The organism is Amycolatopsis sp. NBC_01286, from assembly GCF_035982555.1.
Classification (GTDB): Bacteria; Actinomycetota; Actinomycetes; order Mycobacteriales; family Pseudonocardiaceae; genus Amycolatopsis.
In genome coordinates this window covers 3,122,132-3,134,340 of the sequence record NZ_CP108428.1, presented here as the reverse complement: position 1 = coordinate 3,134,340, position 12,209 = coordinate 3,122,132, and the positions used below count along the sequence as shown (strand labels likewise).

Annotated in this window: 12 protein-coding genes; 5 read left to right on the top strand and 7 right to left on the bottom strand. The window is 72.0% G+C overall.

Annotation, left to right across the window (positions count from 1 at the left end):
• The first annotated feature begins 69 nt into the window (after nt 1-69).
• From OG570_RS15255 to OG570_RS15240, 4 genes are all read left to right on the top strand, one after another.
• Nucleotides 70-852, top strand: coding sequence for an IclR family transcriptional regulator (locus OG570_RS15255; protein WP_326944801.1), 783 nt, complete (start codon nt 70-72; stop codon nt 850-852).
• Nucleotide 853: 1 nt separating this feature from the next.
• On the top strand, nt 854-2,545 hold the full coding sequence (locus OG570_RS15250) for an L-lactate permease (RefSeq protein ID WP_326957105.1): 1,692 nt from the start codon (nt 854-856) through the stop codon (nt 2,543-2,545).
• A gap of 9 nt (nt 2,546-2,554) precedes the next feature.
• Nucleotides 2,555-3,112, top strand: coding sequence for an HD domain-containing protein (locus OG570_RS15245; RefSeq protein ID WP_326957103.1), 558 nt, complete (start codon nt 2,555-2,557; stop codon nt 3,110-3,112).
• A 104-nt stretch (nt 3,113-3,216) separates the two neighbouring features.
• Complete coding sequence (locus tag OG570_RS15240) at nt 3,217-4,080, top strand: thermonuclease family protein (protein ID WP_326957101.1); 864 nt, start codon at nt 3,217-3,219, stop codon at nt 4,078-4,080.
• Here the strand turns inward: OG570_RS15240 and OG570_RS15235 are convergent, their stop codons facing one another.
• From OG570_RS15235 to OG570_RS15225, 3 genes are read right to left on the bottom strand one after another with little or no spacing between them, the layout of a single operon-like run.
• On the bottom strand, nt 4,081-5,346 hold the full coding sequence (locus OG570_RS15235) for an RNA polymerase sigma factor (RefSeq protein WP_247058671.1): 1,266 nt from the start codon (nt 5,344-5,346) through the stop codon (nt 4,081-4,083).
• 39 nt (nt 5,347-5,385) lie between these two features.
• Nucleotides 5,386-5,733: a YciI family protein gene (locus tag OG570_RS15230; RefSeq protein WP_326944805.1), complete on the bottom strand. Its 348-nt coding sequence runs from the start codon at nt 5,731-5,733 to the stop codon at nt 5,386-5,388.
• On the bottom strand, nt 5,733-6,158 hold the full coding sequence (locus tag OG570_RS15225) for a YciI family protein (RefSeq protein ID WP_326944806.1): 426 nt from the start codon (nt 6,156-6,158) through the stop codon (nt 5,733-5,735). Before OG570_RS15225 ends, OG570_RS15230 begins: the two co-directional genes overlap by 1 nt.
• 144 nt (nt 6,159-6,302) lie before the next feature.
• On the opposite strand from OG570_RS15225, the gene OG570_RS15220 reads away from it, so the two are divergent.
• Entirely contained in the window at nt 6,303-7,286 is a 984-nt protein-coding gene (locus OG570_RS15220; protein ID WP_326957099.1) for a small ribosomal subunit Rsm22 family protein, read from the top strand.
• 229 nt (nt 7,287-7,515) lie between these two features.
• On the opposite strand, the gene OG570_RS15215 is transcribed toward OG570_RS15220, so the two are convergent.
• The 4 genes from OG570_RS15215 to OG570_RS15200 all read right to left on the bottom strand — a co-directional run bounded on the left by OG570_RS15215 (nt 7,516) and on the right by OG570_RS15200 (nt 12,075).
• Nucleotides 7,516-8,112: a DUF4232 domain-containing protein gene (locus tag OG570_RS15215; protein WP_326957097.1), complete on the bottom strand. Its 597-nt coding sequence runs from the start codon at nt 8,110-8,112 to the stop codon at nt 7,516-7,518.
• Nucleotides 8,113-8,147: 35 nt separating this feature from the next.
• A complete protein-coding gene (locus OG570_RS15210; protein ID WP_326944809.1) occupies nt 8,148-8,642 on the bottom strand; it encodes a DUF4232 domain-containing protein in 495 nt (164 codons plus the stop codon).
• A 137-nt stretch (nt 8,643-8,779) separates the two neighbouring features.
• Nucleotides 8,780-9,253: a DUF4232 domain-containing protein gene (locus tag OG570_RS15205; protein ID WP_326957094.1), complete on the bottom strand. Its 474-nt coding sequence runs from the start codon at nt 9,251-9,253 to the stop codon at nt 8,780-8,782.
• 266 nt (nt 9,254-9,519) lie between these two features.
• Nucleotides 9,520-12,075 carry a CHAT domain-containing protein gene (locus OG570_RS15200; RefSeq protein WP_326944811.1) on the bottom strand — a complete coding sequence of 852 codons (2,556 nt, stop codon included), beginning with the start codon at nt 12,073-12,075 and terminating at the stop codon, nt 9,520-9,522.
• Nucleotides 12,076-12,209 lie beyond the last annotated feature (134 nt).

The window sequence follows — 12,209 nt, the reverse complement described above, 5'->3', positions numbered from 1 at the left end:
TACCGTCCAAACCCGCCCAGCGGAAATACGTACCGCTGAGCGGGAACGGAACGTCCAACGGAGGGCAACGTGGGACCGGAGCGCGGGCTGGAACAGAGCGGAACTCTCGAGCGCGGGCTCGCGGTGCTGGAGCACGTGGGTCGTCACCAGGAGATTTCCACCAACGCGATCGCGCGGCAACTGGGGCTTTCCCGCAGTGCCGCCTATCGCATCGTCGGCACCCTGAAGAACCTCGAATACCTCGAAGCCGACCAGGTCACCGGCCGGGTGCGGCTGGGGACGCGGCTCGTCGAACTGGGTGCCCGGGCGATGGCCGCGACCGATCTGCACCGGTGCGCGCCGCGGTACCTCGCGTCGCTCGCGGAACGCTCCGGCGAGACGACCTACCTGGCCGTGCCGGACAACGACACCATGGTCTACGTCGCCACCGAACGCAGCGCCAGCGCCGTCACCCTGGCCTGCCGCCTCGGCACGCGGCGCCCGCAGCACGCGACGTCGCTGGGCAAGGCCTGGCTCGCCGCGCTGCCGGAGCCCGACCGCGCCGAGCGCGTCCGGCGGATGAAGCTGGACTCCCTCACGCTCAAGACGATCATCGACCCGCACCGGCTGCTCGACGAGCTCGCGCGGACGTGCCGTCGCGGCTGGGCCGTCGACGAGGTCGAGAACGAGCCGGACGTCGGCTGTGTCGCCGCCGCCGTCCGCGACCACTCGGGCCGGCCGATCGCCGCCATCAGCGTCGCCGGGCCGGCACCGCGGGTGCTGCGCCGGCTGGACGAACTGGGTGCCTCCGTGGCCGGGACCGCCGCCGCCCTGTCGCTGAGGCTCGGGTACGTGCGAGGGCAAAGGAGCTGACGTGACCTGGATCCAGGACTACCAGCCGGCGGGCGGGCTGTGGGTGTCGGCCCTGCTGGCCGCGCTCCCGATCATCGTGCTGCTGGTGGCGCTCGGGGTGGTCCGCTTGTCGGCGCACCTGTCGGCGGCGCTCGCCCTGGTCACGGCGCTGGGCGTCGCCCTGCTGCTGTACGGGATGCCGGCCGGGCTGGCGTTCGACTCGGCGGCGATGGGCGTGGTGTTCGGCGTCTGGTCGGTGGCCTGGATCGCGTTCCACGCGGTGTACTTCCACAACGTCACGGTCGCGACCGGCCGGTTCGACTCGATCAAGCGGGTGCTGGCCGGGTTCAGCGAGGACCGGCGGCTGCAGGCGCTGCTGATCGCGTTCGGCTTCGGCGCGCTCCTGGAAGGCGTCGCCGGCGGTGGGTCGCCGATCGCGATCACCGCGGCGATGATGGCCGCGCTCGGCTTCCCGCCGGTGAAGGCCGTCGTGCTGGCCCTGCTGGCGAACACCGCGCCGGTGGCGTTCGGCGGCCTCGGCAACCCGCTGATCGTGCTGGGCCGGCTGACCGCGCCGATCATGCACTTGAAACCGGACCAAGCGACGGACGCGTTCTCGGCGATGGTCGGGCGTCAGGTCCCGGTGCTGGCGTTGATCATCCCGGCGTTCCTGGTCGTCGTGCTGGCGGGCTTCAAGCGCATGGTCGAGGTCTGGCCGGCGGTGCTGACGGCGGGTCTCGCGTTCGCGGCCATGCAGTTCGTGGCGTCGAACTACATCAGCGCCAGCCTCGTCGACGTCCTCGCCGCGCTCACCGCGATGGCCGCGCTGTGGATCCTGACCCGCTTCTGGCAGCCCGCGTCGGTGTGGCGCTTCGAGGGCGAGTCGCCGGTTCCCGCCTCGTCGAACTTGGGCGCGGCCAAGGCTTCGCGGGGCGCGCTCTACGCGTGGATGCCGTACATCATCCTGATCGCGGCGATCTTCCTGACCCGGATCGGCACGATCTTCAAGAACCTGCCGGTGTGGCTGGACCTGACGAAGCTGCTGCACAAGGCCGACTGGATCTTCGCCTGGCCGGGGCTGCACAACCACGTGATCCAGCACCCGCCGATCACCGCGAAGAACGCGCCGTACGCGGCGACGTTCACGGTGGACTTCCTGTTCTCGCCGGGCACGGTCGCGCTGATCGCGGCGGTGATCGCCGGGTTCGCGATGGGCGCGAAGCCGGGGCTGCTGCTTTCGACGTACCGCAAAACGCTGCACCAGATGCGCTGGGCGCTCGCGACGATCTTCATGATCCTGGCGATCGCGTTCGTGATGAACTACTCGGGCGCGACGCAGACCCTCGGCCTCGCCCTGGCGACGACCGGCGCGGTGTTCCCGCTGTTCTCGGCGTACATCGGCTGGCTGGGCGTGTTCCTGACCGGGTCGGACGCGTCGACGAACAGCCTGTTCGGCCCGATGCAGGTGATTTCGGCCCAGCAGCTGCACATCGACCCGATCCTGGCCGGCGCGACGAACACGTCGGGCGGCGTGATGGGCAAGATGATCTCGCCGCAGAACCTGTCGATCGGCGCGACGGCGATCGGGCAGACCGGCAAGGAGGGCTCGCTGCTGCGGCAGACGTTCCTGTGGTCGTTCGCACTGACCGCGGTTGTCGGCGTGATCTCCCTCTTGCAGGCGACGATCCTCACGGCGATGATCCCGTCGCCCTAGGCTGACGGCATGAGTGCTGATGCCTTGGCCGCCTTCGGTTACGAACTCGGGGTGCTGAAACGCATCCGGCGGTCGGGGTGGTGGCAGGCGGGCGTCCGCGACCCGGAGTCGGTCGGCGAGCACAGCCTGCGGGCGGCGCAGCTGGCCGCGTTGCTCGCGGCGGAGGAAGGCGCGTCGCCGGAACGGGCGGCGTTCCTGGCGCTGTGGCACGACACGCAGGAGACCCGCACCGGCGACCTGCCGCACACGGCCGTGGCGTACCTGCGGAAGCCGGAACCGCGGGAGATCACCGCGGACCAGACGGCGGCGCTGCCGGTGTCTTCGCGCGACGTCGTCCGCGCGGCCGTCGACGAATACGAGTCACGGGAAACGCCCGAAGCGCTTTGCGCCAAGGACGCGGACAAGCTGGAGATGCTGCTGCAGGCGCTCGAGTACCAGCACGCCGGCATCCGGCCGGTCGGCGAGTGGATCGACTCCGGCCGAACGGGTCTCACCACGGAGACCGCCCGCAGGATCGCCGCGGCGGCGGTGGCGCTTTCCCCGCTTTCCTGGCGGGAAATCCGTTAACCGCGTCCGGCGGTATCGCGGTTGTTTCCACTGTGGTCACTGGTCTGTCCGGGTGGAAAAGCGAACGGATCAATGGCCGGGCGTCCTACCGTTGTCGTATGCCCATGACGCTGATCAAAGGTACGTTCCAGCTCGTCGGAGCTTCGCCGGACGGCGATTCCGTGCGGTTCTACCCGGATGATCCCGAGGCGACGAAGAAGGCCGGGCTGAAGGTCCGGCTCAATTCCCGCGGCGGCATGCAGCTGCGGCTCGACGCGATCGACGCGCTGGAGACGCACTACCGCCCGCACGGCGGCCCGATGCTGCACCAGCCGGTCGCCCTGGGCACGGCGGCGGCCGACCGGCTGGTCGCCGTACTGGGCTTCACCGACGTTCTCCGGGCCGACGACGGCAAGGTGAAGTCGGCGACACCGGACAAGGTGACCGGGCACATTCTCACCCGTTTCGCCGACAAGTACGGCCGCGCGGTCGCGTTCGCGTTCCCCGGCCAACGCCCGGGCCGTTCGGTCGACGGCAGCCTCGTGCACCTGGACGTCAAGCAGCTCAAGAACTCCGTCAACTTCCGGATGATCACCGAGGGCCTGGCGTACCCGACGTTCTATTCCCTGCTGTACCCGGATCTCCGCCAGTCGCTGTCGGACGCGGCGGTCGCGGCCCGGAAGTCCGGCAGCGGCGTGTGGGCGTCGGACGTCACGACGTCGGGCTTCAAGCTGAGCAACCGCGCCCAGCTCAGCGACGACCTGGTCCTGCTGCCGAAACTGTTCCGCAGACTGGCCGACTACCTGGTCCTGGACGAAACGGGCGGCGCGTCCCTGTCGGGTTTCGCGCATTTCCTGGACACGAGGAACGACCGCCTGTTCACGGTCCCCGGCGGCCACGCGACGGAACTCTCGACGCTGGTGGAGGTGAAACGGCAGAGCGTGAAGCTGACGGTGCCACCGGAACAGATCGTGTTCATCGAGGCCTGACTAGCGACCGACCGCCGTCGCGCGGGACAGGAGCAGGGCTCGCTCTCGGGCGTTCTCCGTCATCTCCGCCGCGCGGCGGAACTCCTGCTCGGCCTCCTCCAGCCGGCCGAGTTTGCGCAGCAGGTCGCCGCGGACGCTCGGCAGGAGGTGGTAGTCCTTCAGCGCCGGCTCGTCGGCCACCGCGTCGACGACCGCCAAGCCCGCCTCGGGGCCGTACGCCATCGCCACCGCGACCCCGCGGTTCAGCTCGACCACCGGGGACGGCTGGAGCTTGCCGAGGCCTTCGTAGAGCGCCGCGATGCGCGCCCAGTCCGTCTCGTCGGCCTTGCGGGCGCGCGCGTGGCAGGCCGCGATCGCCGCCTGGGCCGAGTACGGGCCGTACGCGCCTTCGGCGATCTGCTCCGACAGCGTCAGCGCGGCGAGGCCGTGCTGGATCAGCAGCCGGTCCCAGCGGGCGCGGTCCTGGTCCAGCAGCAGCACCGGCTCGCCGGCCGGGCCGGTGCGGGCCTTCGACCGGGACGACTGCAGTTCCATCAGCGCGACGAGGCCGTGCACCTCGGACTCGCCCGGCATCAGCCCGGCCAGCACGCGGCCGAGCCGCATGGCCTCCTCGCACAGCGCCGGGCGCATCCAGTCATCGCCGCGGGTGGCCGAATAACCCTCGTTGAACACCAGGTAGAGGACCTCGAGCACGGACGACACCCGGGCGACCCGCTCGTCGCCTTCGGGCACCTCGAACGGGACCTTCGCCGCCGCGAGGGCCTTCTTCGCGCGGACGATCCGCTGCGCGATCGTCGACTCGCGGACGAGGAAGGCGCGCGCGATCTCGTCGGTCGTCAGGCCGCCGAGCATCCGCAGCGTCAGCGCGACGCGCGCCTGGGTGTTGAGCACCGGGTGGCACGCGACGAACAGCAGCCGCAGCAGGTCGTCCTCGATGTGGTCGTCGAGCGCCGCGTCGAAGTCCGGCAGCACGCCCTCGCCGACCTGCTGGTCGCGGCCGACCTCCACGAGCTTCTCGGCGTACCGCTCGTTGCGGCGGAACTGGTCGACGGCGCGGCGCTTCGCGGTGGTCATCAGCCACGCGCCGGGGTTGCGCGGCACGCCGGACTCCGGCCACTGCTCCAGCGCCGCGACGAGCGCGTCCTGCGCCAGCTCCTCGGCGAGCCCCACGTCGCCGCGGGCCATCCGGGCCAAGCCCGCGATGAGCCGCGGCGACTCGATCCGCCAAACCGCTTCGACCGTGCTCCGGGTGTCCGCTACCGTCACCCGGCCATCAGACAGGCTGCGCCCGCCCGGTGCAACCCACTACTCGGCGATGGGGCGGATCTCGATCACGCCGCCCTGCTCCTCCGGGTTCGGCGCCCGCTTCATCAGCGCGACGACGTCGTCGAGCGATTCGCCGTTGAGCACCCACACCCCGGCGACGAGCTCCTTCGACTCCGCGAACGGCCCGTCGATGAGCTTCGGTTCCGCGTCGCCTTCGAACAGGACGCGCACGCCTTCCGCGCTGGCGGTGAGCCCCTCGGCCAGCACGATCCGGTCGTCGGCGAGCAGTTCCTCGTTGAACTTCGCCATCTCTTCGAGCAGGACGGCGTTCGGCGGCGCGCCCGTTTCCGACTCCGGGCTCGACTTGACCATCACCAGGAAGCGCATCACGCCTCCCCGGACGTCTTCGCGCGCAGCTGCGCCTCGATCTCGGCGACCTCCGGGCTCAGGTTGTCGAAGTCGGACGCCTCGGCGACGCGCCGGATCTCGACCTCGTGGGTCGAGCCGTCGGTGTTCGGCATCCGCTTGATCCACTCGACCGCCTCTTCGCGGTTGCGGACCTGCAGGATCCAGAAGCCGCCGACGAGCTCCTTGGTCTCGGCGAACGGCCCGTCGACGACCTTGGGCTCTTCCTTGCCGGAGAACACGATGCGCGCGCCCTGCGAGCTCGGCGTGAGCCCCTCGCCGGCGAGCAGGATGCCGGCCTTCAGCATCTCTTCGTTGAACTTCGCCATCTCTTCCAGCAGCTCGGCGCTGGGACCCTGCCCGCCCTCGAACTCCTCCGACGCCTTGACGATGACCATGAACCGCATCGCGGTCTCCTCTCGCTTCTGCTTACGCGTCGAACAGCGGGACGCCGGATCGACGGGTGCGCCGGAAAACTTTTTCGCGCCCGGAAAGTAGCAGCTCAGGGTGCGTGGAGCCGGGACGATCCGGACAGGGGAGAATCAACGGCCGTGGCCGTACTCCCCGACGATCTCTCCGCCGCGCTCGACGACGAGCTGGCCAAGCACCATCTCCACCGGCTCACGCAGGCCTTCGACCGGCTCAGTGCGCGCTACCGGCAAGGTGACGCGGCCACGTCGCCGATCCTCGCCTCCGAGGTCGACGTCGCCGCCTACGCCGGTTACCGCATGCCCGCGACCTACGCCGCCGTGCACGCGGTGCTCGCCGAAGCCGCTTCGCGTGCTCCCGGCTTCGAGCCGCGTACGCAGGTCGACGTCGGCGGGGGTACCGGCGCCGCCGTCTGGGCCGCCGCGGAGGTCTGGCCTTCGCTCGAGAAGTGCGCCGTCGTCGAGCAGGTCGCCGGGGCCATCGGGCTCGGGAAACGGCTGGCCGCCGGGGCGCGGAAGCCTGCCGTCCGGGGCGCCGAGTGGCGGCGCGGGCTCGTCGACCCGGCCGCGCCCGCGCCCGCAGCGGACCTCGTGACGCTGTCCTACGTCCTCGGCGAGCTGCCGGAAGCGGACCGCGAAGACGTCGTCCGGTGGCTCGCCGCGAAAGCCGGGGCCGTCGCGGTGGTCGAGCCCGGCACGCCGGCCGGTTACGAGCGGATCCGGGCCGCGCGAGCCCAGCTCATCGGGCTCGGCCTGCAGGTCGTCGCGCCGTGTCCGCACGACGGCGAGTGCCCGATCACGCCCGGCAAGGACTGGTGCCACTTCGCCGCGCGGCTGCCGCGGTCCAACCTGCACCGCCGGATGAAGACCGCCACGCTCGGGTTCGAGGACGAGAAGTTCGCCTACGTCGTCGCCGGGCGGTTCACGCCGTCGCGGCCGGACGCGCGGATCATCCGGCACCCGAAGAAGCACAAGGGCTGGGTCGCACTCGACCTCTGCACCGCCGAAGACGGCCTCGAGAGCGGCGTCGCCGTGTCGAAGAAGCAGGGCCCCCGCTACCGCGCCGCCCGCGACGTCGAGTGGGGCGACGGCTGGTCGACGACCTGACCGAGCTGGAGAGCACGGGTGCCTGCGCGTCGAGCCGGTCCACCGTGAGTAGGAAAGACCGCAGCGGTAACCGGCCAGTCGGGGGGCGTGCCGGCCGGTTACCGCCGCATGGAGGAAGAGGGCACCTCGCCTCAGGTATGACGCGCGCTCTCGCGCTTCACCCGATCGAGTGAGGGCGTGGCATTCGGCCCAAGCGCCCCGAGGTGGCCTCGGGGCGCTCGGGGACGGGTCAGGCCGGGTCGGCGAGGATGCCGTTCACGTAGGTGCCCGGGTGGGTCGCCGCGTCCTGGCGCAGGACCGGGAGGTCGGCCGGCCAGTCCGCGGTCAGCGGCTGGGTCTGGCCCGGCGGGATCGTCTTGAGCGACTTCGGCGTCCAGGACGCGCCGCCCTCCGACGGCGTCAGGACCGTGATCGTCGCCGACGCCGTGGTGCCCGCCGGGACCTCGTTGTACTTCACGCCGTTGTCCTCGCGCGGCAGGTGGTAGACCGGGCCGAACGTCGCGTCGTCCGGGCCGACGAGGTCGACACCCGGGACGCCGTACAGGCCGCACGTGTGGTCCGAGGTGTTGCGGTAGGTCAGCGGCACGTCGAACTGGCCCGGCGCGTCGGTCTTCTCAGCCGGCTTGCCCAGCGAGACCGCCAGGTCGGCCGTGGTGCAGCGTGGCGTCGCGGTGGACGCGGCCGCTGCCGGCGCCGCGGCGCCCCCGGCCGTCCCCGCGGCCCCCGCCGCGCCGGACGACGGCTGCGTCGCGGCCCCCGCCGCGCCACAAGCGGTCAACGCGGCCATCCCCGCCGCGGCCCCGATCCCCGTCAAGATGCGCTTCATGACATTCCTCCCTGTGTCCGGAAAGCCGGCGAGATTCAGCTGCTGACGGGCGTGACCTGCACGGAGTCACCCTTGACCGGCGCACCGGCCGGCCAGTCGACGCTCACCGGCTGGCCGTACGGGCCGGTCGGCAGGTCGAACGTGACGGTCGTCGGCACGACCGGCGACGGCGTCGCGGCCGAGCGCTGCACGATCCGCGACACGGCCGGGTGGCCGGCACGCAGGTTCACCGGCAGCGCCTCGGCCCCGTCGACCGTGGTGGCGATCGGCAGCCGCTGCCCGTCGGCGACGAAGGTCAACGCCGTCGGCGCGCCCTGGAGCTTGCAGTTCGTGGTCGGCGAGGTCGCGGTGTAGGTCAGGACGTAGGCCTCGTGGCCCGCCGCGTTCGACGGGTCCTTCGCGACCGTCACGTGCACGTCGGACGCGCCGCACGGGGTGTCGCTCGGCATGGCGTTCGCGGCGCCGGCCGCCAGGAACAGGCCCCCGGCCACCAGGCCACCGACGGCGATCGCGGTAACAGTGCGCTTCATGGTGCTCTCCCTCATTCCGTCAACAACTTTCGGACTCATGAGGAAGATGCCCAAGTGATCACCGAGGATGCGTCCGGATGGGGTCGATCACCCGAAAGCAACCCCGGCCCGGGTGAGACGTCGAAAAGAAAGAACGCTCACCCGGCGAGGATGCCGTTGACGTAGCTGCCCGGGTGCGTCGCGGAGTCCTGACGCAGCATCGGCAGGTTCGCCGGCCATGCGGCGGTCAGCGGCTGGGTCTGGCCCGGCGGGATGGTCACGAGCTTCGTCGGCGTCCAGGACGCGCCGCCGTCGGACGGCGTCAGGACCGTGATCGTCGCCGACGCCGTGGTACCCGCGGAGACCTCGTTGTACTTGGCGCCGTTGTCCTCCCGCGGCAGGTGGTAGACGGTGCCGTTCGGGTCGTCCGGGCCGACCAGGTCGACGCCCGGGACGCCGTGCAGGCCGCAGGTGCGGGCCGAGGTGTTCTTGAACGTCAGCGGCACGTCGAACTGGCCCTTCGCGTCCTGGCTCTCCTTCGGCGCGCCGAGCGACACCGACAGGTCGGCCGTGGTGCAGCGCGGCGTCGCGGCGTTGTCGGCCACCTTCGCGGTGGCTGCCGTACTCGGCACGATCGACGACGCGGGTGCGGACGTCGATGTCTTCGGAGCGGCAGGTGCGACAGGCGTGGCCGAACCGCACGCCGTCAGTGCGAGTGTTCCCGCCGCGGCCCCGATTCCCAGCAAAACGCGCTTCACGATGACTTCCTCCGGTGTGTCGAAAGTGGACTCACGCGGGAAAGATGCGCCGGTGATCTTCGGGGATACGTTCCGTGGGTTTGATCACCGGCGAGCAACCTCGGCCCGGGCGAAACGTCGTACAGCCAGCAGAAGCAAGCTCAGCTGCGGCCGAAGCACACGAACGGCATCAGGGGCTCGGCCTGGGCGGCGTCCGCCAGTGCGCGGGCCGGGGGTGTTCCCGACGACAGGGCCCGGTGGTAGGCCAGCATCACGCCACCCGCAGTCCGGTCGTCGACGCGGGCCACGCTCGAGACCACCGTCCGGCTGCCGCCGTAGAGCAGCGCCGCCGTGAAACCCAGGACCTCGTCGCCCGCGCGGACGACCGTCTGGCCGACGTCGCACGAGGACAGCACCACCTGCTCCGGGGCCGTCGAAAGCTGCTGGACGTCGTAGGCCATCAGCGGCCCGTCGGCCAGGTTGAGGCGGGAGAACAACACGTTCTCCTGCTCGTGGTGGCCGTGCGCGGCGAAGTGCGCCAGGCGGCAGCCGTCGAACGCCTTGAGCGTTGCCGCGACCGTCGCGTCCGGGCCGGTCAGCACCGCGGCCTCCGGGTAGAGCGCGGCCAGCCGGGACACCTCGGCGTCGGCGTGGGTCAGGTCGGAGCCCGCGACCAGCAGCGGCGCCCCGGTCGCGCGGCGCGGGCGGCGGCCGGCGTCGAGCCAGGCCGACGACGACGGCGTCACGGTCACCGGGCGGCCGCGCAGCGTCGGCAGCAGCCCCCACGGGATCGCGGACAGCGCGCCGGTCGGCACGACGACGACGTCGAGGTCGCCGAGCCGCGCGGCCAGCGGCTTCAGGAGGATCGCGTCGAGCGCCGTGACCTGGGTGCGCACCGACCGGCGGATGACGTGGTCCAGCTGCGGCGGCAGCTGGCGGCCGCACAGGGCGTCGAGGTCGCTGTGCAGCCGCGCGACCGGCTCCGCGACCGCCGCTGCCGGGCCCAGCTCGATCAGCGCGACCCGGTGGTCGGCGATCACCTGCGCGCACAACGCGCCGTGGTCGGCGAGGAAGCACACCATCGCGCTGCCGCTCGCCGCGAGCTCGTCCCCGACCTCGCGCAGCTTCGCTTCCGGGTGGTCCTCGTCGGTGCCCTCGGCCTGCCAGCCCTTGGCGCGGATCTCGTGTTCCAGTGCGGCACAACGCTTCACGGCCTGCGCGTCCGGCTTCCCGGACAGCTCGCCGGCGCGGATCTGCATCGAGAGGTACCGCAGCTCGGCGACGGCGTCGACGGTCTGCGGGTGCGCGGGCGGGCGCACCGGCCGGAACCGGAACGCCTGGGCGCGCGACCGGTCGAGCCACCGGAACACCACCCCCGGCGACCGCTGGGCGAGCGCGGCGGCGAGGCCGGCGTCGGCGAGCTCCTTGCCCAGCGACGTCGTCCCGGTCTTCAGGTCGACGCTGCCGAACCGGCTGCGGTGACGCTGCAGCTGCGTCAGCCCGGCCCGCGCGTTCGCGAACGTCACGCGCCGGTTGCCGGTCGCCGCCCCGAGCTCGGCCAGCGCCAGCCGCCGGAAGAGGCGGTTCTCCAGCGGCGCGGTGCGGCGGTCGCGCGCGGCGATGCCGGCGCGGGCGCCGTCGAGGTCGCCCAGCACGATCCGGGCCCGGGCGCCGAGCAGCGCGGCGATCTCCGCGTCGTTGCGCAGGCCCAGCGCGGTGAGCCTGGCGGCCAGCGACGTCGCGTCGGCGGCGACGCGGGCGATCCGGCGGCCGGCCGCGAAGTCCGCGCGCAGCACGGTCAGCTGGGCGACCGCCGCCCAGGTTTCGTTGCCCCTTCGACGAAATCGACGCTCGGCGCGCCCGGCCCAGCTGCGCGCGGTCGACGTCTCCCCGCTCGCCAGCGCGGCCAGCGCGCGGGTCAGCTCGGCCTCGGCGTGTTCCTGGTTCATCCGCAGCCGCGGGAACTGTTCCAGCGCCGCACCGAGCTCGGCCGCGGCCTCGTTGGGCAGCCCGGCCGCGAGCAGCGCGCGGGCCTTGTCGACGGCCAGCACCGGCAGCATCCCGACGCTCTGCTCGGCGTAGAAGCCGCTCGCCGCGTCGAAGTCGCGCAGGGCGCCGGGGATGTCGCCGGTCAGCACACGCGCCTGGCCGCGGCCGTGCGCCGCCTTCGCGAAGATCCTGGCCAGGCCCTCTTCTTCGGACTGGCCGGCGCCGATCTGCTCGCACTGGTCGAGGTCGGCGAGCGCGAGCCGGACGCGCCCGGCGTACTGGTGCAGCATCGCGCGGTTGAGCAGGGTCCGGGCCAGCACGACGAACTCGCCCGCCTGCCGCAGCAACGGGATCGCCTCGTCGAAACAGTCGAGGGCCTCGTCCATCCGGCCGATCAGGATGAGCACCAGACCCCGTTGCTGGCGCAGGATCCCGCGCCCGGCGTCCGACACGAGGACGTCGGCCTCGTCGAGCAGCGCGAGGCCGCGGGTGCTGTTGCCGAGCGCCGTTTCGACGGCCGCGTAGGTGCCGAGGACGCGCGTGGCGAGGTCCGTCCACCCCGGCCAGTCTTCCGGCGCGGACGTCGCGGGCAGGCCGAGCAACCGCGCGGCGGCGCGGATCAGCCGCCCGCCGACCACCGGCTGGCCGTCGTTGGTCGCCGCGACCGCGCGCTTGTGCAGGTCGCGCACCCGGTCTTCGACCTTCGGCGAGGCGACCTCGGTGCGCACAGGCAGCCCTTCCGGCCGGGAACCGTTCCCCCGGCCGGATCCTACCTCGCGGTGCTCGCGTTTTTGAGCGCTCGCGAAGAGCGGGTCACAACTCGATGGCCGGGGTCCTCACCGTCCTCGCGCCGCGCCCCGGC

Bases quoted from the DNA above. Each gene is read 5' to 3' on its own strand.
- OG570_RS15215 (WP_326957097.1), bottom strand. From the start codon at position 8,112: ATGAAGCGCATCTTGACGGGGATCGGGGCCGCGGCGGGGATGGCCGCG.
- OG570_RS15210 (WP_326944809.1), bottom strand. From the start codon at position 8,642: ATGAAGCGCACTGTTACCGCGATCGCCGTCGGTGGCCTGGTGGCCGGG.
- OG570_RS15245 (WP_326957103.1), top strand. From the start codon at position 2,555: ATGAGTGCTGATGCCTTGGCCGCCTTCGGTTACGAACTCGGGGTGCTG.
- OG570_RS15225 (WP_326944806.1), bottom strand. From the start codon at position 6,158: ATGCGGTTCATGGTCATCGTCAAGGCGTCGGAGGAGTTCGAGGGCGGG.
- OG570_RS15230 (WP_326944805.1), bottom strand. From the start codon at position 5,733: ATGCGCTTCCTGGTGATGGTCAAGTCGAGCCCGGAGTCGGAAACGGGC.
- OG570_RS15240 (WP_326957101.1), top strand. From the start codon at position 3,217: ATGACGCTGATCAAAGGTACGTTCCAGCTCGTCGGAGCTTCGCCGGAC.